The organism is Streptomyces subrutilus, from assembly GCF_008704535.1.
Taxonomy (GTDB): domain Bacteria; phylum Actinomycetota; class Actinomycetes; order Streptomycetales; family Streptomycetaceae; genus Streptomyces; species Streptomyces subrutilus.
Genome location: NZ_CP023701.1, coordinates 6,943,727 through 6,964,558, shown reverse-complemented (window position 1 = coordinate 6,964,558; position 20,832 = coordinate 6,943,727). Strand labels below are relative to the sequence as shown.

The 20,832-nt window shown below is 74.5% G+C and carries 23 protein-coding genes; 8 read left to right on the top strand and 15 right to left on the bottom strand.

Annotated elements, in window-relative coordinates:
* Positions 1 to 46 precede the first annotated feature (46 nt).
* Complete coding sequence (locus tag CP968_RS31110; RefSeq protein ID WP_150521151.1) at positions 47 to 2,437, top strand: polysaccharide lyase 8 family protein; 2,391 nt, start codon at positions 47 to 49, stop codon at positions 2,435 to 2,437.
* Positions 2,438 to 2,474: 37 nt separating this feature from the next.
* Here the strand turns inward: CP968_RS31110 and CP968_RS31105 are convergent, their stop codons facing one another.
* The 4 genes from CP968_RS31105 to CP968_RS31090 form a co-directional block, all read right to left on the bottom strand.
* Positions 2,475 to 3,491 carry a hydroxyacid dehydrogenase gene (locus tag CP968_RS31105; RefSeq protein ID WP_373304120.1) on the bottom strand — a complete coding sequence of 339 codons (1,017 nt, stop codon included), beginning with the start codon at positions 3,489 to 3,491 and terminating at the stop codon, positions 2,475 to 2,477.
* 152 nt (positions 3,492 to 3,643) lie between these two features.
* Positions 3,644 to 3,838, bottom strand: coding sequence for a serine protease inhibitor (locus tag CP968_RS31100; RefSeq protein WP_150521149.1), 195 nt, complete (start codon positions 3,836 to 3,838; stop codon positions 3,644 to 3,646).
* Between the two features lie 148 nt (positions 3,839 to 3,986).
* Positions 3,987 to 4,415, bottom strand: coding sequence for a hypothetical protein (locus CP968_RS31095; RefSeq protein ID WP_150521148.1), 429 nt, complete (start codon positions 4,413 to 4,415; stop codon positions 3,987 to 3,989).
* Between the two features lie 295 nt (positions 4,416 to 4,710).
* Positions 4,711 to 5,205: a hypothetical protein gene (locus tag CP968_RS31090; RefSeq protein WP_150521147.1), complete on the bottom strand. Its 495-nt coding sequence runs from the start codon at positions 5,203 to 5,205 to the stop codon at positions 4,711 to 4,713.
* A 250-nt stretch (positions 5,206 to 5,455) separates the two neighbouring features.
* Here CP968_RS31090 and CP968_RS31085 point away from each other — a divergent pair, with 250 nt between their 5' ends.
* Together CP968_RS31085 and CP968_RS31080 are read left to right on the top strand one after the other, a co-directional pair.
* Positions 5,456 to 6,301 carry a S1 family peptidase gene (locus CP968_RS31085; RefSeq protein ID WP_150521146.1) on the top strand — a complete coding sequence of 282 codons (846 nt, stop codon included), beginning with the start codon at positions 5,456 to 5,458 and terminating at the stop codon, positions 6,299 to 6,301.
* Between the two features lie 238 nt (positions 6,302 to 6,539).
* Positions 6,540 to 6,917: a toxin Doc gene (locus tag CP968_RS31080; RefSeq protein WP_150521145.1), complete on the top strand. Its 378-nt coding sequence runs from the start codon at positions 6,540 to 6,542 to the stop codon at positions 6,915 to 6,917.
* A 16-nt stretch (positions 6,918 to 6,933) separates the two neighbouring features.
* Here CP968_RS31080 and CP968_RS31075 read toward each other — a convergent pair whose 3' ends face one another.
* From CP968_RS31075 to CP968_RS31035, 9 genes are all read right to left on the bottom strand, one after another.
* Entirely contained in the window at positions 6,934 to 7,311 is a 378-nt protein-coding gene (locus CP968_RS31075; RefSeq protein WP_150521144.1) for a hypothetical protein, read from the bottom strand.
* A gap of 316 nt (positions 7,312 to 7,627) precedes the next feature.
* Entirely contained in the window at positions 7,628 to 8,545 is a 918-nt protein-coding gene (locus CP968_RS31070) for a MurR/RpiR family transcriptional regulator (RefSeq protein WP_150521143.1), read from the bottom strand.
* Positions 8,546 to 8,755: 210 nt separating this feature from the next.
* Positions 8,756 to 9,088: a TcmI family type II polyketide cyclase gene (locus CP968_RS31065; RefSeq protein WP_150521142.1), complete on the bottom strand. Its 333-nt coding sequence runs from the start codon at positions 9,086 to 9,088 to the stop codon at positions 8,756 to 8,758.
* 62 nt (positions 9,089 to 9,150) lie between these two features.
* Positions 9,151 to 9,633 (bottom strand): SRPBCC family protein, encoded by a 483-nt coding sequence (locus CP968_RS31060; protein WP_150521141.1) that lies wholly within the window; start codon positions 9,631 to 9,633, stop codon positions 9,151 to 9,153.
* A gap of 1 nt (position 9,634) precedes the next feature.
* A complete protein-coding gene (locus CP968_RS31055) occupies positions 9,635 to 9,889 on the bottom strand; it encodes an acyl carrier protein (protein WP_150521140.1) in 255 nt (84 codons plus the stop codon).
* Positions 9,890 to 9,939: 50 nt separating this feature from the next.
* Positions 9,940 to 11,178, bottom strand: a complete 1,239-nt coding sequence (locus CP968_RS31050; RefSeq protein WP_150521139.1) for a beta-ketoacyl synthase N-terminal-like domain-containing protein — start codon at positions 11,176 to 11,178, stop codon at positions 9,940 to 9,942.
* Positions 11,175 to 12,446: a beta-ketoacyl-[acyl-carrier-protein] synthase family protein gene (locus CP968_RS31045; RefSeq protein WP_150521138.1), complete on the bottom strand. Its 1,272-nt coding sequence runs from the start codon at positions 12,444 to 12,446 to the stop codon at positions 11,175 to 11,177. The genes CP968_RS31050 and CP968_RS31045 overlap by 4 nt, the downstream gene beginning before the upstream one ends.
* Positions 12,443 to 12,886, bottom strand: a complete 444-nt coding sequence (locus CP968_RS31040; RefSeq protein ID WP_150521137.1) for a cupin domain-containing protein — start codon at positions 12,884 to 12,886, stop codon at positions 12,443 to 12,445. Before CP968_RS31040 ends, CP968_RS31045 begins: the two co-directional genes overlap by 4 nt.
* Positions 12,887 to 12,948: 62 nt before the next feature.
* A complete protein-coding gene (locus CP968_RS31035; RefSeq protein ID WP_150521136.1) occupies positions 12,949 to 14,052 on the bottom strand; it encodes a SchA/CurD-like domain-containing protein in 1,104 nt (367 codons plus the stop codon).
* A 274-nt stretch (positions 14,053 to 14,326) separates the two neighbouring features.
* On the opposite strand from CP968_RS31035, the gene CP968_RS31030 reads away from it, so the two are divergent.
* On the top strand, positions 14,327 to 15,958 hold the full coding sequence (locus tag CP968_RS31030; protein WP_150521135.1) for an FAD-dependent oxidoreductase: 1,632 nt from the start codon (positions 14,327 to 14,329) through the stop codon (positions 15,956 to 15,958).
* Between the two features lie 50 nt (positions 15,959 to 16,008).
* Here the strand turns inward: CP968_RS31030 and CP968_RS31025 are convergent, their stop codons facing one another.
* A complete protein-coding gene (locus tag CP968_RS31025; RefSeq protein ID WP_150521134.1) occupies positions 16,009 to 16,299 on the bottom strand; it encodes an acyl-CoA carboxylase epsilon subunit in 291 nt (96 codons plus the stop codon).
* 332 nt (positions 16,300 to 16,631) lie between these two features.
* Between CP968_RS31025 and CP968_RS31020 the strand changes: the two genes are divergently transcribed.
* On the top strand, positions 16,632 to 16,850 hold the full coding sequence (locus tag CP968_RS31020; RefSeq protein ID WP_150521133.1) for a hypothetical protein: 219 nt from the start codon (positions 16,632 to 16,634) through the stop codon (positions 16,848 to 16,850).
* A 134-nt stretch (positions 16,851 to 16,984) separates the two neighbouring features.
* Here the strand turns inward: CP968_RS31020 and CP968_RS31015 are convergent, their stop codons facing one another.
* Positions 16,985 to 17,335, bottom strand: a complete 351-nt coding sequence (locus tag CP968_RS31015) for a hypothetical protein (protein ID WP_150521132.1) — start codon at positions 17,333 to 17,335, stop codon at positions 16,985 to 16,987.
* Between the two features lie 401 nt (positions 17,336 to 17,736).
* Here CP968_RS31015 and CP968_RS31010 point away from each other — a divergent pair, with 401 nt between their 5' ends.
* The 3 genes from CP968_RS31010 to CP968_RS31000 all read left to right on the top strand — a co-directional run bounded on the left by CP968_RS31010 (position 17,737) and on the right by CP968_RS31000 (position 20,688).
* Positions 17,737 to 19,710, top strand: coding sequence for a hypothetical protein (locus tag CP968_RS31010; protein ID WP_150521131.1), 1,974 nt, complete (start codon positions 17,737 to 17,739; stop codon positions 19,708 to 19,710).
* Positions 19,711 to 19,779: 69 nt separating this feature from the next.
* Entirely contained in the window at positions 19,780 to 20,010 is a 231-nt protein-coding gene (locus CP968_RS31005) for a hypothetical protein (RefSeq protein WP_150521130.1), read from the top strand.
* Positions 20,011 to 20,094: 84 nt separating this feature from the next.
* Positions 20,095 to 20,688, top strand: coding sequence for a DinB family protein (locus CP968_RS31000; protein ID WP_150521129.1), 594 nt, complete (start codon positions 20,095 to 20,097; stop codon positions 20,686 to 20,688).
* Positions 20,689 to 20,832: the final 144 nt, after the last annotated feature.

Below are 20,832 nucleotides of genomic sequence, written 5' to 3'. Positions count from 1 at the left end.
GGCCGGCCGCACGGCGAGCCGGTGCGCGCCCAGCCCTGGAGGCTCCGTGCCCGTCCCCCGGTCCCGCCGCTCCGTCCTCCTCCTCTCCGCCGCCCTCCTGTCCCTGCCGGCCGGCCGCGCCGCGGCCGCTCCCGCGGCTCGCGCGGGTGACGCGTACGACGCCCTGCGCGGGGCGTGGCGGGAGCTGCTGCTGGGCAGCGGATTCCAGCCGTCCGAAGCGCCGTTCGCCGGGAAGCTGGCGCTGCTGGGCAACCGGGCCGCCGCGCACCGCTCCACCCTGGCCGCCGCGAACGGCTCGCTCTGGCCGGACCTGCCCCTGACCGCGTCGGCCTCGATCACGGGCAGCCACACCCGGCTGGCCACCATGGCGCAGGCGTACGCCCAGCCCGGTACGGGCCTGACCGGCGATCCGGGCGTCGCCGACGCCGTGCTGGCCGGTCTCGGCCACCTCCACGACCAGGTGTACAACGCCGCGACGAGCCCGTTCGGCAACTGGTGGGACTTCCAGATCGGCTCCCCCCAGGCCCTGTTGGACACCGTGACCGTCCTGTACGACCGGCTGCCCGCCGCCCGGCTCGCCGACCACCTGGCCGCCGTCGACCGGTTCGTCCCGGACTCCTGCGTCGGCAGCTACACCGGCACCAGTACGGGCGCCAACCGGGTGGACCTGTGCCGCTCGCTCGCCCTGCGCGGGATCCTCGGCAAGGACCCCGCCAAGATCGCGCTGGCCCGCGACGCCCTCTCCCCCGTCTTCCCCTTCGTCACCTCGGGCGACGGCTTCTACGCGGACGGGTCCTTCGTCCAGCACACCTGGCTGCCCTACACCGGCTCGTACGGAGCGGTGCTGCTCGGCGGCCTCGCCGGGCTGCTCGCACTGCTGGACGGATCGGCGTGGGCCGTCACCGACCCGGCCCGGCAGCTCGTCCACGACTCCGTGGAGCGGTCGTTCGCCCCGTTCCTCCACAACGGCCTGATGATGGACGCCGTCTCGGGCCGTTCCACCAGCCGCGGCGATCCGCGGACCACCCCGCTCGGCTTCCAGGGCGGCGACCACGGCCGCGGCCACGGCGTCCTCGCCTCGGTGGCCCTGCTCGGCACCGCCGCGAGCGCCGCCGAGAACCGGCGCTGGCGCGCCCTGGTCAAGGGCTGGATGCAGCGGGACCACTACAGCCCGGTGCTCGACGACACCGACCTCACCGTGCCGGCATTGGCCCTCCTCAAGGCCGTACGGGACGACCCCGCGGTCGTCGCGGCCCCCGGACCCACCGGCCACCGGCTCTTCCCCGCCATGGACCGGGCCGTGCACCGGCGCCCCGGGTGGGCGGCGTCCCTCGGCATGGCCTCGGAGCGGACGGCCTTCTACGAGACGGGCAACGGCGAGAACCTGCGCGGCTGGCACACCGGCGCCGGCATGCTCCAGTGGTGGGGCGACACCTTCGCCAACGGGCAGTACACGGACGCCTTCTGGCCGACCGTCGACCCCTACCGGCTGCCGGGCACCACCGTCTCCCGCAAGCCCCTCGCCGATGCCGAGGGGGGCGCGTGGGCACTGCCCCGGCCGGACGCGAGCTGGGTCGGCGGGGCCACGGACGGGGAGTACGCGGCCGTGGGACAGTCCGTGCGCGGCCTCTCCAGCACGCTGTCCGCGAAGAAGTCCTGGTTCTGCCTGGCCGATTCGATCGTCTGCCTCGCGGGCGCGGTCCGCTCCGCGGACGGGGCCGCGGTCGAGACCGTGGTCGACAACCGCAACCTCGGCGCGGCCGGCGCCCACGCCCTCACCGTCGACGGCACGGACCGGCCCACCGACCTCGGCTGGTCGGCCACCCTGCCGGGCACCCGCTGGGCCCGGATCGCGGGCCACGCCGGCTACGTGTTCCCGGGCGGCGCGACCGTGCGGGCGCTGCGCGAGGCGCGGACCGGCTCGTGGCGCGACATCAACACCGGCGGCAGTGCCCGGCCGATCACCCGGCGCTACCTGACGCTCTGGTTCGACCACGGCGCCGACCCGGCCGGCGCCGCCTGCTCCCACGTCCTGATGCCCGGGGCCACGGCCGCGGAGACCGCCGCCCGGGCCGCGGACGCCGGATGGGTCGCCGTGCTGGCGAACGACGGCGACCGGCAGGGCGTGGCCGTGCCGTCCCTCGGGGTCACCGCCGTGAACTTCTGGGTCGCCGGTACGGCCGGCGCCCTGGCCGCCGACGCTCCGGCCTGCGTCCTGGTCCGGAAGCACGGCGACGGCACGGCGACCCTGTGCGTCGCGGACCCGATGCGGGCCCGGACCGGCCTGACGGTCACGTGGCGCCGTCCCGTGGCCGCGGTGCTCGACCGGCCGGAAACCGTCACCTCCGCCACCACCGGCTCTGCGCTGACCCTCGTCTTCGGGGACCTCACCGGGCGGGCCGGAGCCACCCAGCGGGTCCGGGTGGCGCTGGCCTGACCGGGGCGGGGACGGACGGGGCGGGGAGCGGGCCGGGTCAGGCCGTGCGGGCGAGGTCCTCGCGGTGGACCGGGTGGGCGAAGGGCAGGCCCGTCGCGTAGCGGGCGATCTCCTCGACGGCCGAGTCGGCCATGCGGTGGAGCTCGTTGCCCAGCGACCCCGCGACGTGCGGGGTGAGGAACACGTTGGGCAGGTCGTACAGGGGGGATCCGGCCGGGAGCACCTCGGGCTCGGTGACGTCGATGACCGCCCGCAGCCGGCCCGAGGCCAGCTCCTCGGTGACCGCGGCGGTGTCGACCAGCGAACCGCGCGCCGTGTTGATGAGGGTGGCGCCGTCGCGCATCAGGGCCAGCCGCCCGCGGTCGATCATCGCCCGGGTCTCGGGCAGCGCCGGCGCGTGCAGGCTGACCACGTCGGAGACCCGGCAGAGTTCGTCGAGTCCGACCCGGCGCGCGCCGAGTTCCCGCGCCGCGCCGTCCGTCACGTACGGGTCGTACAGGACGCGTTCGAGGTCGTACGGGCCCAGCAGTTCGAGCACCCTGCGGCCGATGCGCGAGGCGCCCACGATGCCGACGGTCCGGCGGTAGTTGCCGGCGTGGCCGTAGCGCAGGTGCCAGTCGTGCGGCCGGTCGCGGACGGCGCGGTACTCCTCGCGGAGCTGGAGCACCCGCTTGTTGGAGAGCAGCACCATGGCGACGGTGTACTCGGCCACGGGCAGGGAGTTGGCCAGGGCCGCGGAGGAGACGGTGATGCCGCGCTCCCAGCAGGCCGCGGTGACGAGCTGCTTGACGGACCCGGCGGCGTGCACGACGGCCCGCAGGCGCGGCGCGGCCGCGAGCGCGCGGGCGTCGAGGGGAGGGGCTCCCCAGCAGGTCAGCAGCACCTCGGCCCGGGCCAGGGCGGCCGTCACCCGGGGGCTGTGGAAGTCGTCGGCGACGAGTTCCGGGTCCACGTCGGCCACCCGGAGCAGCCGAGCGCGGGTGGCCTCGTCCAGCAGGCGCGGACGGAGTTCGGGGGCCATGGCGAGCAGGGTGCGCGGGCGGCGACCGGACATCGGGGCTCCTTGCGGCTGAGGGGGCCGCGCCGACTCTATGGAGCGGGATTCCGAGCGTCAAGATCAGTCAATCGAAAAGCTCCATTCGCTCGAAACGATCGGCCCAGGAGCCGACGATCGCCCAAGGAGCCGTCGGCCCCGCTGCGGGCCGGTCAGCCGACGCGGGGGGCCTGGGCGACGTTGCCGTGCGCGTCGACGAACACGCGCACCCGGTTCTCCCGGTAGTCCATGGTGACGAAACTCCCGGCGGGGAGGACCGGCACCTCGGTGCCGGGGCGGGCGCGGAGTATCGCCGCCACCGCCTCGTCCGCCGCACACCCCACCAGCTCGGGCCACTGCTCGGCCATCACGCCGTCCTTCCCACTCGGTTCGCCGGGCGGCGGCGACCGCCGCCACCCGTACGTTCTCGCGTTCCCCCGCGCAGCCCTCCTGCCCCGGTGCGGCCCGGCTACGCGGACGGCCGCACCGCGGGCCCGGACCTCCGGCGGCCCGGACCTACAGCAGCCCGGCGCGGGCCGCGGCGTACAGGCCGACGACCGCGGCCAGGGCGGCCGCGACCAGCCAGGACGACAGGCCCGTGTGCCGGCCGCCGCGCCCGGCGGCGCGGGGGCGGGAGGACCGCCCCGGGGCCGGGTCCTCGGCGGTCTCGGCCAGCAGTCTGCGGCAGACCGCCGCGAGCTCGGTCGTACCGGCGGACAGGCTGGCCACCGCCTCCGAGCGGGCCGGAGCCGTGGTGCCGCCGTCGAGCAGCCGGCCGGCCCGCAGCAGCACCTGGTCGCGCCCGGCGCCGGCGGACAGGCTGATCCAGCGGCGGACGTGTTCGCCCCGGATGACGACGCCGCCCGCCCGGTCCCGGTAGACGGTGTGCTCCCGCCACAGCACGTCCGCCAACTCGTCTGCGGCCCCCCGCAGTTCCGTACTCATCCCCGGTCCCCCGCCTCACGTCGATCGAACAGACAGGCGACTGTAGCGCCGGGCCGCCGCAGGGCCGAAACCGGACCCCGGGAGAGTCCACCCACCGGACGCGCACCGCACGCACACCGGGTGCCCGCGGCCCCGCCGCACGCGCGTACGTTCCCTCCCGGACGGCGCGGAGCGAGCCTCGTACGGCCGCCCCGAGCGCTCCGCCCCCGGCCGCCCCGTCACCCGGGACCCGCCGGTCGGCCGCCGGTCGGCCGCGGGGCGGCCGCGGGGCGGCCGTGCGGCGGGACGACGCGCGTCAGGACGGGACGGGGCCGGCCGCGGGGGCGGGGACGCGGAAGGTGGACGGGTCGGGGTACGTCGCCTTCTCGGCCCGCAGCACCGCCTCGACCTCCGCGGTGAACGCGGCCCCGAAGAGCTCCACCTCCAACAGGAGCCGCAGCCCGCGCAGGGTCGGGTCGAGCAGCGGGCGGCCCATCCGGGAGCCGCCGCCGGAGATGCCGGCGAACCCCTGTCGGGCGGCCTCCAGGCGGGCCCCCGCGCGGTCGTCCAGGCCGGCCGTCGCGTAGCCGACGGTCACGGCGAGCTCGGCGAGGAACCGGCGGGCGCCGAGGGCCATCTCCTCGGCGCCCTGGAGGGTCTGGATCGAGCCACCCGCCACCATGAAGTCCTCGCCGGTCCGCCTGGGGCCGCTCGCCCCGTACACGGCGAGTGCCTCCTCGAAGAGCCGACCCGCCCCGTCGACGGCTCTCATCGCCGCCACCAGCTCTTCGATGCCGATCTCGCGCTCCACGCTGCCTCCTGGTCCGGAACTGTGCTGACCCGACCGTAGGAGGCGAAGGCCCGGTACGGAACACCTCTGCGGGGGGCAGATCAGGCAGTTTTCGGCCGAACCCGCCCACCGGGTCCGCCCGAACCGCGCACCACCGGAGCCCGGTTCCCCAACCGCCCACGCCCTCTTGTGGGTTCGGGGCGCGGTCCTAACAATGCACATGACAACCGAAGGATCTTCGGTCGCATCGTCCTCAGAGGGGAACCCCCACATGAAGAAGCCTCTCGCCGGCGCCCTGCTCTCCCTGCTCCTGGTGGGAGCGGCGGGCGCACCCGCCGTCGCCGCGCCGGCCGGTCCGCAGACCCGTTCCGCCCCGGCCGCGGCGGCCGTCACCTACGCCGGCACCGTGGCGCTCAGCAACTGTTCCGGCTCCGTCGTCCGCGCCCCGTCCTCCCAGCCGGGCGACCGCGCCCTGGTCCTGTCCAACGGGCACTGTCTGGAGACCGGCTTCCCGGCGGCCGGCCAGGTCATCAAGGACCAGCCGTCGACCCGTTCGTTCTCCCTGCTCAACCCGGCGGGCTCGAAGGTCGCCACGTTGCGGGCGAGCAAGGTCGCGTACGCGACGATGACCGACACCGACGTCTCGCTCTACCAGCTGGCCACGACGTACGCCCAGATCCAGAGCCAGTACGGGATCTCCGCGCTCACCCTGAACGACGCGCGTCCGGCGCAGGGTTCGGCGATCAAGGTCGTCTCCGGCTACTGGAAGCGGACGTACAGCTGCAACGTCGACGGCTTCGCCTACCGGCTCAAGGAGGGCGCCTGGACCTGGAAGGACTCAGTCCGCTACACCCCGTCGTGCAACACGATCGGCGGCACCTCCGGCTCGCCGGTGATCGACACCACGACCGGCAAGGTCGTGGCGGTCAACAACACGGGCAACGAGGACGGCGGCCGCTGCACGGACAACAACCCGTGCGAGGTGGACGAGGCCGGCAAGGTGACCGTCCGCCAGGGGATCAACTACGCGCAGGAGACGTACACCCTCGTCCCGTGCATAGGCCCCGGCAACGTGATCGACCTGAACCGCGCCGGCTGCGCGCTGCCCAAGCCGTGAGCCGTCCGCGCCGTCCGGCCCCCACCGGCCGGGCGGCGCGGCGCCCACGGGTCCGGCGGGCCGGGCGGACGGGCGGGGCCGGTGCGCGCGGCGCCCGTCGCACCGGCCGGTCCACAAGGCCGGAAAGGGCTTCGGCGAAGCGTGCGGGCATGGATACTCGGTGCATGGCCGAGACCACCATCCCCCCGCGCGCGCCCCGCGTCCACCGCGCCGCGGGCTTCCGGGCGGCGTGAGACCCGTGGAACTGCACATCGACCACCGCTGGCTGCTGGAGCGCCAGGAAGCGCTGTTCAAGGACGTGGAGGTCGCCGACCACTCCGCGCTCGTCGCCGCCGTCGCCCGTCACCGGGTGGACACGCCCAGCCTGCACGTGGACGGACCCGACGCCTACTGGCGGGCGGCGGCCCTGCTGGAGTCGATCGTCCTGCTGCGGCCGCTCCCCGACCACAACGAGTACTTCGCGTACGGGGTCGCCGTCGCCTACGTCGAGGCGTCGGGCTGCGCACTGGACGCCGACTACGACCAGTGGCGCGAACTCATCGCCGACGTCCGCCTGCTGCGCGCCACCGTCTTCGACGTGGCCGACCGGCTCCGCTCCTGGCGGCGCCGGGCCTGAGCCCATTCGGCCGGTGTCAGCGCCGGCGCCGCGCCGCGCACAGCGCGTCGTTGACGAGGCGCACCCCGCGGGAGAGCCGGCCGAGCTGTTCCAGCTCCACCGCGTACATCCGGATGGTGTTCTCGATGACCGACTCGGCCACGCCCAGCCGGGGCAGCTCGGCCCGGCTGGTCTGGAGGGCGACGCGCACCGCGCGCATCTCGTGCTGCAGTTGGAGCTGCACGTGCCGGACGAGGACCGCGGGGTGGCGGTTGAGCGTCAGGTAGCCGCCGTAGCGGGCCGGGAGGAGCTCGCGCAGCCAGCGGGCGGCCGTGCGCTCCCAGTCGTGCGTCCCGGGGGCCTTGACCTGGAGGGGCCAGTCGGGACTGCGCGTGGTGGTGGCCGTCTGGGGCATTCTCGTCACTTCCGAGGGGTGTCGAACTCTGATCGAGAGGTGCTGGTGGGCGGCCTCGGCCCAGGGGTTGACCGAGGCCGCCGGGGCGCCCAGCGGGATCCGTAGGCCTGGACTCGGCGTCCGGCGCGACGTGAGGAGGGGCCGTCGTGCCGGGCGTCTCTTCAGGGGGACGTGGGGTCGCCCTCCTTGGCATCTGGAGGATCCGGAGCGCCGCCGCCAGTAAACATATATACCGTCGAGTAAGCAAGCGTATGAAAAATTTCATACACGTCGATGGCTGAATACCACCCCCGCAACACACCTGGCACGTACACGGCTAGAGGAAGAATCCGTGCTGGTCAGCGACCTGCTCATAGCTTTCGAGCCGCGCCTGCGTCCGCTCCGGATCGGCATCGGCCATGGCTTGAAGAAGGGCGGCGGAGAGCATTCCGGGAGCCGCATACGAATCGAACACGAGGCGCGACCCGGTGCCCGCCGTCAGTGACACGTCCGCTTCGTCCACCAGCGGGCCCAGCGTCGGATCGCTGATCAGCACCACGCGCAGCCCCGTGCTCCGGGCGGCCCGGACGGCCGCCAGGGTCTCCCGGGCGTGCCGCGGCATCGCGAAGGCCAGCACCCAGGTGCCGCCGGCCGCCCGGGACTGGAGCAGGGCGTCGAAGGCGACGCTGCCGCCGCGGGTCACCAGCCGTACGTCGGGGTGGATGCGCCGGGCCGCGTACGCGAAGTACTCCGCGAGGGAGACCGAGATCCGCAGCCCGAGCACGGTCAGGGGCACCGACCCGGCCAGCTCCCGTCCGATGTCGAGGACCTGGTTGGTGTCGGCGAGCAGCCGCCGGACGTTCTCCAGGTTCTCGATCTCGTTGTCCACGGCCGCCTGGAGCTCGTTGCGGCGGATCTGCTCGCGGCTGTCGGGGGCCCCGGCGACCGCGCTCAGCGCGATGGGCTGGAGCACGTCCCGCAGGGCGGGGTAGCCGCTGAATCCGAGGGAGGAGGCGAAGCGCGTCACGGAGGGCTGGCTGACCCCGACCCGCTCCGCGAGCTCCGTGATCGACAGGAAGGCGGCCTCGGTGAGGTGGTCGATCAGGTACTGGGCGATGCGGCGCTGGCCCGGTGAGAGGCGGCGGCCGTCGAAGAGCGCGAGGAGCCGGTCGGCCGGGGGCTTGCCCCGCTCCGGCGACTGGCCGCTCGGCTTGATCGCGGCCGCCTGCGCGCGTGCCTGCTGCCCCGATGACACCGGAGGGCCTCCTTCTCATGTCACTCGCGTTCAAACATAGCTCACGCCCTGTGGTCGGCGGTGCGCCGGACGAGCAGGCGGAGCACGGAGCGCGGGCGCCTGAGCCGCCCCGGCGGGGGCGGGAGGGTCCGGGGGCGGGCGGGGGGAGCGCGGGCGGACGCGGCGGGACCCGCACACCGGGGTGTGCGGGTCCCGTCCGGGCCGCTCGGGTCACTTCGCGGCGGGGTTCTCCCAGCGGTAGAACTCGTGGGCCATGGCGTCCTTCGGGCTGCGCCAGGTCTCCGGGTCGTGCGGGCTGATGTAGGCCGTGAGCCGGTCACTGAGGTCCCGGAACTCGGGGTGCCCGGTCACCTGGGCGATCGCCGGACCGGGCGGACGCTCGGACTCGATCAGGTGCAGGTAGACGTCGCCGAACTGGAACAGGCTGCGGCGCGAGACCCCGACCAGGTGCGGGAGCTCGCCGGCGTCCGAGCCGGCGAACAGGTCGGCGATGTCGGGGGCCGATCCCGGCGCCATGCGGGCGACGATGAGGGCGCGGTGCATCCGTGGTGCTGCCTTTCGCTGCGGAGGCGGGGAGGAGCGGGGCCTGGCGGCCCGGGCCGGTGTCAGGCGCGGCTGGCAGCGGGAGCGGTGCGCTCGCGCTCGCGCTGCTCGATCTTGTCCCGGATGAGGGCCATCTGGACCTTGGAGTTCCGGTTGATGTTGTCGGTCATCCACGCGTCGTCGACCGGCGCCTCGGGCTTCATCGCGAAGTCCTGGGTCCACTTCATCCGCGTGCCGCCGCCGGGCACCTCGTCGTACTGCCAGTGGATGTCCATGTGGGCGAACGGGCCGGTCTCGACGCGGCGGGCGCGCACGGTGCGGGCCGCGCGGTCGGCGGTGCGCTCCGAGACCCAGCTCCACACGGTGCCGTTCTCGTCGGGGTGCATGGTCAGCCGGAACCGGGTGGTGTCCCCGTCCTCCTCCAGGATCTCCAGCGCGGCGTACTCACTGAACAACTGCGGCCAGTTGGGGAGGTCGTTGGTCACGTCCCACACCAGGTCCAGCGGCGCGTTGACGGTGATCTCGTTCTCGGTGTGCCCTGCCATCTCATGCTCCTGTCATCAGGCTGTTGTTGACGAGGTCGAGGAACTCGCCGGGGGTCTTGCAGCGGTCGGCGTCGGTGGGCAGCGCCCGGCCGCGCCGGTTCTCCAGCTCGCCGACGATCCCGAGCAGGCCCAGCGAATCGAGTCCGTACGAGTCGAAGGCGGAATCGGGACGGCGCGCCATCTCGTGCGGGTCCACCGTGATGCCGGCGGTCTTCATCAAGGCCGCCAGTTCTTCCATGGTCAGTCGGTCGGACATGGTGGCGTCTGCCTTCCTGTGAGGGGACTGCTCTGGACTGCTCCGGCCCGTCACACCCCCGCCGCGGGGCCCTTGCGCAGGACGAGCGCGGAGTTCGAGCCCATCCGGCCGCGGCTGAGGACCAGCGCGGTGCGCAGCTCCGCCGGGCGGGCGGCGCCGGTCACCACGGCGAGGTCGTGACACACGTCGTAGACGTTCGGGGTCGGCGGGACGATGCCGTGCTCCAGTGCCAGGACCGCGGCCGCGGTGTCGAGGGAGGGCGCCGCGCAGTAGGCCCTGCCGGTGCCCGTCTTGGGGGCCGTGACGGGCACCCTGCGGCCGTGCGCGCCGAGGGCGTCGGCGAGGGCCGCGGCCTCGGCCGCGTCCGCCTCCGGAGTGCCGAGGGCGTCCGCGAAGACCACGTCGATCTCCTCGGGGGCGCAGCCCGCCTCCCGCAGCGCACCGCGGATGGCGTGGGCCAGGCCCTCGCCCGACGGGTCGTGGCGCCGGGTGCCGGTGAAGGTGGCGCCGTGGCCGGCGAGGACGGCGCGCACGGTGGCTCCGCGCGCGACGGCGGCCGCCTCGTCCTCGACGACGAACATCGCGCCGCCCTCGGCCGGGACGTACCCGCAGGCACCGGCGGTGAACGGCCGGTAGGCGCGCTCCGGGTCGTCCAGGGTGCTCAGCCCGTCGTACTCCAGCTGGCAGACGATCGAGTACGGCGCCAGCGGCGCCTCGGTCGCTCCGGCCAGCATCGCGCGGCTGCCCTGGCGGATGCCGCGGGCGGCGTGCGCGAAGGCGTCGAGCCCGCCCGCCTCGTCGCTGGCGACGACCCCGCAGGGGCCCTTCAGACCGCGCCGGATGGAGATCTGGCCGGTGCTCGCGGCGTAGAACCAGGCGATCGACTGGTACGGGCCGACGAAGCGCGGCCCCTGCTCCCACAGGTGCTGGAGCTCGCGCTGGCCGAACTCGCCGCCGCCGGAGCCGGCCGCCGTGACCACGCCGACGGAGAACGGGTCGCCCTCGTAGTCGGCCCGGCCGAGCCGGGCGTCCTCCAGGGCGAGGTCGGCGGCGGCCAGGGCCTGGTGGGTGAACCGGTCCGTCTGGACGAGGAAGCGGTCCTCGACCATGGTGCCGGGGTCGAATCCGCGCACCTCGCCGGCGACGCGCAGCGGCAGGTGCTCGCAGCCCGGCCGCGTGACGCGGTCCAGGACGCTGGTACCGGACTGGGTGGCCTTCCAGAAGGCCTCGGCGCCCAAGCCGTTGGGGGCGACGACTCCGATGCCGGTGATGACCGTACGGCTGCTCACGAGACCTCCTCCTTCGGCCGGCTCATGACCACGGCGGACTGGAACCCGCCGAAGCCGCTGCCGACCGAGAGCACGCTGCGCAGCGTGCGGCTGCGGGCGGTGCGGGGCACGTAGTCGAGATCGCACTCGGGGTCCGGCGTCTCGTAGTTGGCCGTCGGGGGGACCACCTGGTGGGTCATGGCCAGCACGCAGGCGGCGAGTTCGATCGCCCCGATGGCGCCGAGGGAGTGGCCCACCATCGACTTGATGGAGGTCATCGGCGTCTTGTACGCGTGGTCGCCCAGCACCCGCTTGACGGCCGCCGTCTCGTGGCGGTCGTTCTGCTTGGTGCCCGAGCCGTGCGCGTTGACGTAGTCGATGTCGGACGGGGATATGCGGGCCTGGGCGAGGGCCGTCCGGATGGCCCGGGCCATCTCCAGGCCGTCGGCGGTCAGACCGGTCATGTGATGGGCGTTGCCGAAGGTGGCGTAGCCGCCGATCTCGCAGTAGACGGTCGCACCGCGGGCGCGGGCGTGCTCCAGCTCTTCGAGGACGAGCACGGCGCCGCCCTCGCCGAGGACGAACCCGTCGCGGTTCGCGTCGAAGGGACGCGAGGCGTGGGCGGGGTCGTCGTTGTTCGGCGAGGTGGCCTTGATCGCGTCGAAGCAGGCCACGGTGATGGGCGAGACGGGCGAGTCGGAGGCGCCGGCGATGCACACGTCCATCCGGCCCTCCTCGATGGAGTGGACGGCGTACCCGATCGCGTCGAGCCCCGAGGTGCAGCCGGTGGAGACGGTCTGCACCGGTCCGCGCGCACCCGTCTGCTCCGCGACGGCGGAGGCGAGGGTGGCGGGGGTGAACGCCCGGTGCAGGAAGGGGCCGGCCAGCTTGTGGTCGACGTCCCACCAGGAGCCGGACTGGCTCACGGCCACGTAGTCGTGCTCCAGCCGGGTGGTGCCGCCGACGGCGGTGCCGAGGGAGACGCCGGTGCGCCAGGCCGTGTCGGTGGTGAGGTCGAGGCCGGAGTCGCGCAGCGCCTCGCGGGCGGCGACCAGGGCGAACTGGATGTACCGGTCCGCGCGGGCCGCCTCCTCCTCGGTGAGGCCGTTCTCGGCGGGGTCGAAGTCGACCTCCGCGGCTATCCGGGAGCGGAACCCGGTCGGGTCGAAGAGGGTGATGCCGCGGGTCGCGGTCCGGCCGTGGGACAGCAGGTCCCAGAAGGCCGAGACGCCGATGCCGCCGGGGGCGACGACGCCGACCCCGGTCACGGCCACCCGGCGGCGGGTCACGAGACCACCCCGGTACGGTCCGGGGGCTGCTCCCAGGCGGTGCTCTCCGGATGCGGGGCCTCTTCGGTGTCGACGTGGCCGAGCTCCGGGCGCGGGGCGAGCGGACCGAGGTGGAAGACCATCCGGGCCTCGGTGTCGCCGACGTTGCGGAAGCGGTGGCGCACGTTCAGGGGGACCAGGAGACCCTGGTCGGTGCGGAGCGGGTGGGCCTCGCCGTCGAGGTCCACCTCCAGCCGGCCGGCGACGACGTACACGAACTCCTCGGAGTACGGGTGGTAGTGCTCGGCGATCGACTCACCGGGGGCCATGATCGCCATGCCCATGAACCCGCTGGTGGAGCCCACCGAGGTCGGGGTGAGCACCGCCCTGAGGTCGCCGCCGCGCCTGCGGTTGGGCGGCGTCTCGCTGAGGTCCACGATGCGTGGGCGCTGTCTGGTCATGGCGGGTTTCCTCCTGGCGTGTGGGAAGCCTGGGCGGGGCCGGGGTGGGGACCGCAAGGGGGTCAGGAACGGGCGGGGGCCCGGCGGTCGGTGATCAGGTTCATCGTGCGGGGCCCGGCGCCGGTCCGCTCGGCGGGTACGGCCGTCAGGCGGGCGAACTCCTCCGCCCGGCGGGGGTCGCGGGTGCCGAGGGCCGCGTCGAGGTCGGCGTCGGAGTCGAGCGGACCGCGTACGTCGATCAGCCGGACGACGATGTCGTCGCGCTGGAAGATGCTGCTGCTGCGGACGGGTCCGGCCGGGCGGTTGGCCGCGGCCTCGTCCTCTTCGGCGAGGAACCGGGCGAGGGCCTCTCCCAGGCCGGGCTTCGCGGGGTGGAACAGCGCGTGCCGCGTCACGTCCGGGGAGTCCCCCTCCTCGGCGGCGACGTGGTGGACCGCGGGCAGGGCCGCCTTCATGAAGAACAGGCGGGCGGACTCGGGGTCGTTCAGGTTCCGGTCCTGCTCCAGGTAGGGGTTGATGGCCTCCTCGACGGCCCGCACCTCGGGCTGTTCGGAGACGTGGCGCAGCGCCGCCATCAGGTCGCCCTGGACCTCGACCGTCCGCACGACGCGGTTGCCGTGCATGAACAGGGAGGTACGGCAGAGCCGGGTGTGCTCGTCTACCCGGGCCGCGGGCGAGGCGTAGCTCGACAGGATGGCCGCGACCTCCCGCACGCTGTCCGGCCTGACGGTGAAGGTGAGGGCGTGGCGGACGATGCCGGCGCCGAGCCGGGGGGTGGGCTGGAGCCGGGCGGCGACCGGGCGGGCGGCCTGGTCGTAGGCGCGGCCGGTCTCGCGCAGGACGGTGAACTTGAGCGGGCGCATCGCGCGGGCGCAGGCACCGAGCGGCTTCACCTGCTCGGTGTGGTGCTCGCTGTTCACCCAGGCGAGGTACTGCGGGGCGCTCTCCCACTCGCTGGTGATGAGCCACTGCGAGGGGTTCTCGAAGGACTGGCACAGCTGGTCGCTGATGTGTCCCGGAACCGACGCGATGTCGTGGCGGAGCTGCTCGTACGCCTCGAAGAACCGCTGCTGGGCCCCTTCGTGGAGGTCCATCAGCAGGACGACCCGCAGCATGGAGCCGTCGAAGGCGGACTGCGACACCCGCTCGGACACGGTGGTTGTCATCTGTTCACTCCTTCATGAGGGGGTGGAGATCCCTCGCGTACGGACCCCTCGTCCGTCACCGGTGGCGGTCTCCCGGGCCGGCGTCCGCCGCGGGGGCGGCGGCAGGCCGGCGCGTCCCGGGAGGGAGCCGCTGTGGCTCATCGTCGTCCGGGTGCGCACGTACCGCTACATGTCCGGATCAAGTGGGTGACAAGCGGCGAATCGACCGGGCCCGGTGGTCGATCGGGGGCATAAGGACTCCACTCCCCCGCACAGAAGAAGGAGCCCGTAGCCGATGGAAGAGAAAGCCGATGTCCGCGTACCGGTCCTCGTCGTGGGCGGCTCGCTGGTGGGCCTGTCCACCTCGCTGTTCCTGAGCCGCCTCGGAGTCAGGCACCTGCTGGTCGAGAAGCACGCCGGCACCTCGGAGCACCCGCGCGGCCGCGGCATCAACGCCCGGACGATGGAGCTGTTCCGTACCGCGGGCGCCGAGCCCGGGATCCGCCGGGAGGCGTCCGTCCTGGAGGCCAACCAGGGCATCCTGCAGACCGACTCCCTGATCGACGGCGAACGGAAGTGGCTGGTCAAGGCCATCGATCCGTCCGGGGCGCTGAGCCGGTTCAGCCCGACCGGCTGGTGCCTGTGCAGCCAGAACAACATCGAGCCGGTGCTGGCCGAACAGAGTCGCGCGCAGGGCGCCGACGTGCGGTTCTCCACCGAGCTCATGAGCTTCGACCAGGACGCGACGGGGGTGAGCGCCCTCGTGAAGGACCGGGAGACCGGTGAGCACACCACGGTGCGCGCCGACTTCCTGATCGCGGCGGACGGCCCCCGCAGTCCCGTCCGCGAACAGCTGCGGATCCCGCAGACGGGCAACGGCGAACTGTTCCACAACGTGAGCATCGTCTTCCGCTCCGAGCGGCTCATCGAGGCCCTCGGCGACCTGCGCTTCATCATCTGCTACCTGATGCGGCCGGGCGCCGACGGGGCCCTGCTGCCGGTGGACAACGACAGCCACTGGGTCTTCCACGCCCCGTGGCACCCGGAGCGCGGCGAGACCCTGGAGGACTTCACCGACGAGCGCTGCGCCGAGCAGATCCGCGCCGCGATCGGCGTGCCCGACCTGGACGTGGAGATCGGCGGCAAGGCGCCCTGGCACGCGGCCGAACGGGTGGCACGGCACTACTCGTCCGGCCGGGTGTTCCTGGCGGGCGACGCGGCCCACGAGATGTCCCCGACCGGTGCGTTCGGCTCCAACACCGGCATCCAGGACGCGCACAACCTGGCCTGGAAGATCGCCGCGGTCCTGGACGGATCGGCGGGCGCGGGACTGCTCGACACCTACGAGGCCGAACGGCTGCCGGTGGCCCAGGCCACCAGCCTGCGGGCCTCGGCCCGTTCGGCGGAGCACAGCCACCCGGGCTACGTGCCGCCGCCCACGATGGGCGGCGGCCCGGGCAGCGGGATGCTCGTGACGGCGATGGGCTACGCCTACCCGCAGGGTGCGGTCGTCGGCGCCGACCCGGCCCGGCCGGTCATTCCCGAGGAGCTGCGCCTCACGGGCGACACCGGCACCCGCGCCCCGCACATGTGGCTGACCCGGGCGGGTGGCCGCGTCTCCACGCTGGACCTGTACGAGCGGTCGTTCGTCCTGCTCAGCGGGGTGGGTACGCCGTGGCGGCAGGCCGCGCAGGACGTGGCCGGAGAACTCTCGGTGCGGGTCGACGCCTACGCGGTCGGTACCGGCCCGGACGCCGACCTGGTCGCACAGGACGGCGCCGACTGGGCCGAGGTCCACGCGCTGCCGGCCGACGGGGCGGTGCTCGTGCGCCCGGACGGGTTCGTGGCGTGGCGCTCCGAGGGGGCGGTCGCCGACCCGCGGGCCGAGCTCCGCGCAGTCCTCTCGACGGTGCTGCACCGGGCGTGAGCACCTCGCCCGCCCTTCCGCCGGCCGTGCGCGCGGCCGGCGGAAGGGGTTCAGCGGCAGGCCCAGCAACCTGCCCAGCAGCCGGCGCCCCCCGGCGGGCCCGACGGCCGGCCGCCGCGTCCCGGTCCGGTCGCCTTCGACCGGACCGCGGAGTGCCCGTGCCCGTGCCCGGTGCGGCGCGCGAGGCAGGCGACCACGACGGCGATGGCGGCCAGCTCCTCGGGGGCGGCGGTGCCCCGCTCCACCCGGATCCAACTGGCGGCGGAGGCCGCGGGCTCCACGGCTTCGGTACGGTCCGGGGCGTCCACGGCTATCGGTGCGGTCGCGGCATCCTGCGGCATCGGCACGGCCTCTCGTACGGGCGCTGCCCGGGCGTCCGGCTGCGGCGCGCAGGTCGGACCTGCTCGGCGCCGGTGCGGGCGGCATGCGGGTGGTCCGGTGCGCCGGCGGGGCTTCCGCGCGAGCGGACCGGCCGGCGGACTGACGTCGGGTCACCGGGACTCCTGACGCCGCCGACGCTACAAGCCCACGACGCACCCGGCACGCCGACGCCGCCCGCCCGCCGCCGCCCCGCACGCCCGGGCGCGGGCGGCCCGCACCAGCCGCGTCGGGCCGTACGGGGGCCGGGCGTACGGGGGCCGGGCGTACGGGGGCCCCGGATGGAGGTGCGGCCGTGAGCCGTCACCACGTGCTGCTCTGCCGCGGCTGCTCCGGCCACCTGTACGCCGTCTGCACCACGGAGCGCGCCGGCGGGAACGCGGCGAGCCAGTGGGAGGTCGACCACGAGGTCCCCGCGCTCTGCCCCCTCTCCGGACTGCTGCCCCTGACGGGCACGGCCGCGGCGGTCCACGACCTGCCCGGCGCGGACGAGGTGCTCTGGCCGCCGGACTGAGTCACGGCCGGTTGGGCCGTGCGAGTGACGCCCGGCCCTCCCACCGCCGGGGCGCCCGCGGGCACGCCCCCGACCACCCGGACTCCCCCGGCCCGCCTCGTCATCCGGGCGGCCGGGGGATTCACGGCGACGGCCTAGGCCTGCTCGTACACCCAGCCGGAGACCGCACCGCCGGAGACCCGGGCGCGCCAGGCGAGGGTGTTCCCGTCTCGGATCCCGCTCTCGTTCGGAGCCCAGTCGCGCCAGGTGCCGTTGCCGTTGTGGTTGGGGATCGACTGCTGCGGGCCGCCGTTGATCCGGACGTCGAGGTACGGGGTGCGCCCGTCGGCCACGGTGTCGCCGATGCCGAACGTGTTCGTGGCCGGGTTGAAGTAGACGTACGCGCCGGTGATGATCCGGGTCTCGGCGCTCGCCGACGTCGCGGTGGTGAGAACGGTGACCGCCGCGGTCGCGAGGGCGAGCACGGCCAGTTTCCTCTTCTGCATGTCTTCTCTCTTCTCGTATCTGCTCGGAACGGTCCCCCGTGTATCCGGCGATCGGTTCCGCCGGAGCCGCCAGATTTCCGGGCCGCGCGATTGTCCGTCCACAAGAATCCGGAAAGACGCAGCTCAGCCGCGGACAAACGGGCTTTGTCCGGCGGACACGATCCGGATCCCGCCGATCTCGCCCGCGCGATCGAGCCACTGCCGGCCATGTTGTCCGACAAGCGCTGGAAGGCGGCGGCGGCACCTGGTCTCCTGGGGAATCGCGAAAAACACAGGGCGGGCGAAAGGGCGGTGCCCGCATCATCCGAGGAGTTTTCCGAATGGGCAGGGCGGGGCGCTTACAAGGGGATCCGAAAGGGGAAACCGTCCAGGCGAATGAGCTGGCGGTATTCCTGCGGGCCGTGACGCAGGGCCGTACGGTCCGCGAACTGGCGAGGGCCTACGGGGCCGGCAAGACGAGCTGGAGCGACTACCGCTCCGGGGTGAAGATCATCCCGCTGGACCTGTTGCAGCGGGTGGTGGCGGGCCGGGCCCGCGACGATCGGGGCCGGGCCGAACTGTGGCTGCGGGCGCGGGAACTGCACGCGGCGGCGGGCGCCGCCGAGGAGGGCAGGACCGTGGCGCCCGCCGGAGGCAGGGCGCCATCACCGGAGACCCGGGAACTGCTGCGCCAGGCCCGGAGGGAGGCCGATGCCGAACTGGCCCGGTCCCAGGAGGCGGTGCGGACCCTGCTCGGGCTGACGACGAGGCTCCAGAAGGAACTGGAAGAGGCCCTCCGGCAGGCGGACCGGCGCCCGGCCCCGGAGCGCGGGGCCCGGGACGACGCGCCCGACGAGGGCCGTCCCGATGCCGGCCGGCCGGGCGACGAGCGGCCCGCCGGGATGCCGTTCGCCGGCCGACCGCGCCCCGCCGGGCCGGGTGCGCACGCGCCGGGGAGCGAGCTCGTGCTGTGGCGGCCGGGGCCGACCGCTCCGGGCGGTGCCGACCGAGCGGCGCCCCGGGTCGGTGCCGGACCGGCGCCGCGACGGCCTCGGTCACCGGCCGTCCGCGGCGAAGCGGCCGGTGCGGCCGGTGCGGCCGGCGCCTCCCTGGAGCGGGCGGACCCCTGGCACCGCCGGAGCCTCGCCGTGCTCCGCGCGCACGACGGAGGCCGGGAGCCCGAGCAGCCACGGGAGCTCCGGGCGCTCCGGATCCGCGAGGCACACCCGGCACACCGGTCCCAGGACCGGCTTCCCGTCCCTGCCGGGCTCCCCACCCTCCGGCGATCCGCGTCCGCGGCCCGGCGCCTGTGCGTCACGGTCCTGCTGACCGCCGTGATCGTGGCCCTCGGGGTGACGGCCACCTCCCTGGAGCACGACCCGCGGCGCGCCGCCCTTCCGCCCGTGGCCGCGCCCGCGGCGCGGACCGCCCCGCCGGAACGACCATCGCCCCCGACCCCTGCCCCGGCCCCGGCCTCCCCTGCGGCGGCGCCCGGGATCGCGGCACCCGCCCCGAACCCCTCCCCCGGCGCCTCCGCACCCGCGTCGCCCCCCTCCGCCGCCGCACCCCGTCCCGAAACCCCGGGGGCGGCCCTTCCCGGACCCGCCGGGGTGCCGGCTGCCGGCGGCAGCGGGGTCTACGCCGTGGCGGACGACGGCGCCTCGGTAGTCCAGTGGAGCGGGACCGGCACGGGCTGGTCGACCATCGGCGGCCCGGCCGAGGAGCTCTACGCGGGCGCGGCGGGGCTGTTCGCCGTCGACCCGCGGACCCGGGAGCTGCGCGGCTACAGCGGGGTGCCCGGCCGCTGGCACACCGTCAGCGGCCCCGCCGCCGGCTTCGCGATGAGCGGCCCGCACCTGTACCGGCTGGCCCCGGACCGCAGCGCGGTCGAGCGGTGGGACGGCCGGCCCGGTACGTGGACCAGGATCGGCGGCCCGGCGGGGCGCCTGTACGGAGGCGGCGCGGGCCTGTTCGCCACCGACCCGGTGGACGGCCGCATCTTCGCGTACGGCGGCACCGGCTCCTCCTGGTCCTACGCCGGCGGCGCCGGTGCGGAGTTCGTGGTGACGGACCAGTACCTGTTCGGGCTCAATCCCGATCGGAGCGCGGTGCTCAGGTGGACGGGCGAGGCGGGCGTGTGGGCCGTGGTCGGCGGGCCTGCCACGGCCCTCCACGCCGGCGCCACGGAGCTGTACGCGGTCAACGGCGCGGACCGCGGCCTGTGGCGCCTCCGGGCCGGCGCCTGGGGCCGCATCGGCGACGCGGGAGCCGGATTCGGAGCCCGGGGGGAGCGCGTCTACCGCCTGGACGCGGACCGGACGGCGGTCTGGGAGTGGACCGGCGGGACCTGGCTGCGGATCGGGGGCCCGGCACGCACCCTGGCCGTCGCGGGCTGAGCACCGAACGGCCGCGGGCGCCGCGGACCACCGGATGCCCGGACGGCCGGGCGGGCGCAGGCTGGACCCATGGGCAACGAGACGGTCGTGGTACACGTCCCCGACGAGTCGGGAGGACGCCGGGTGCAGGTCGGCTCGGAGGTCCTCGGCCTCGCGCACGGCCTCCGGGACGTCGCCGAGTTCCTCCGCCGCGACGCCCCGGACTGGGACGAGGAACGGGTCGCCGCGTCGCCGCTGATCGACTGGCGGGGCGGCGGCCCGGACACCTGGCCGGCCCCCTGGGGCATGGACGAGGCCTGACCGGCCCGGCCGGCCGACCGTTGCCGTCCGGGCGGCCCGAAAACCGCGCGACCGCGGTCGGCGGGCGGTGCGAGACTCGGTCCCATGAAGCCCCATGATCCCAAGGACGACCTGCACCGCTATCTCAAGGCGGCCCGCGAAGCCGTCGTCTGGAAGCTGGACGGCTTGTCCGAGTACGACAGCCGCCGTCCGCTGACGCCGACCGGCACCAACATCCTCGGCCTCGTCAAGCACCTCGCGAGCGTCGAGCTCGGTTACTTCGGACCGACCTTCGGCCGCCCGCACCACGAGCACCTCCCCTGGGACGCGGAGGACTCCGAGCCCAACGCGGACATGTGGGCACCCGCCGACGAGTCGCGCGAGGACGTGCTCGGCCTCTACCACCGCGCCTGGGCGCACGCGGACGCGACGATCGAGGCGCTGCCGCTCGATGCCGTGGGCCACGTGCCGTGGTGGGGCGACGACGGCGACGTGACCCTTCAGCGGATCATGCTGCACATGACGGCCGAGACCAACCGTCACGCCGGCCACGCCGACATCGTCCGCGAGTTGATCGACGGCAAGGCCGGCCTGCGCGAGTCCAACGGCAACATGGACGGGGGCGACGAGGCCTGGTACCGGGAGTACTGGACCAGGCTGGAGGCGTCCGCCATGGAGGCCCAGGCCAAGTTGAGCTGAGCCGAGCTGAGCGACTGCGTTCGGGGGCGGTGGGGTCCGGCCCCGGTCGCGCACGCCCGACGCGCACCTCCCCGCCCCCGGTGGGCCCTCGCCGTGCAGCGACGCAGCTGTGTCGCGGCCGTCTCCCGCATGCCGAGCTCGACA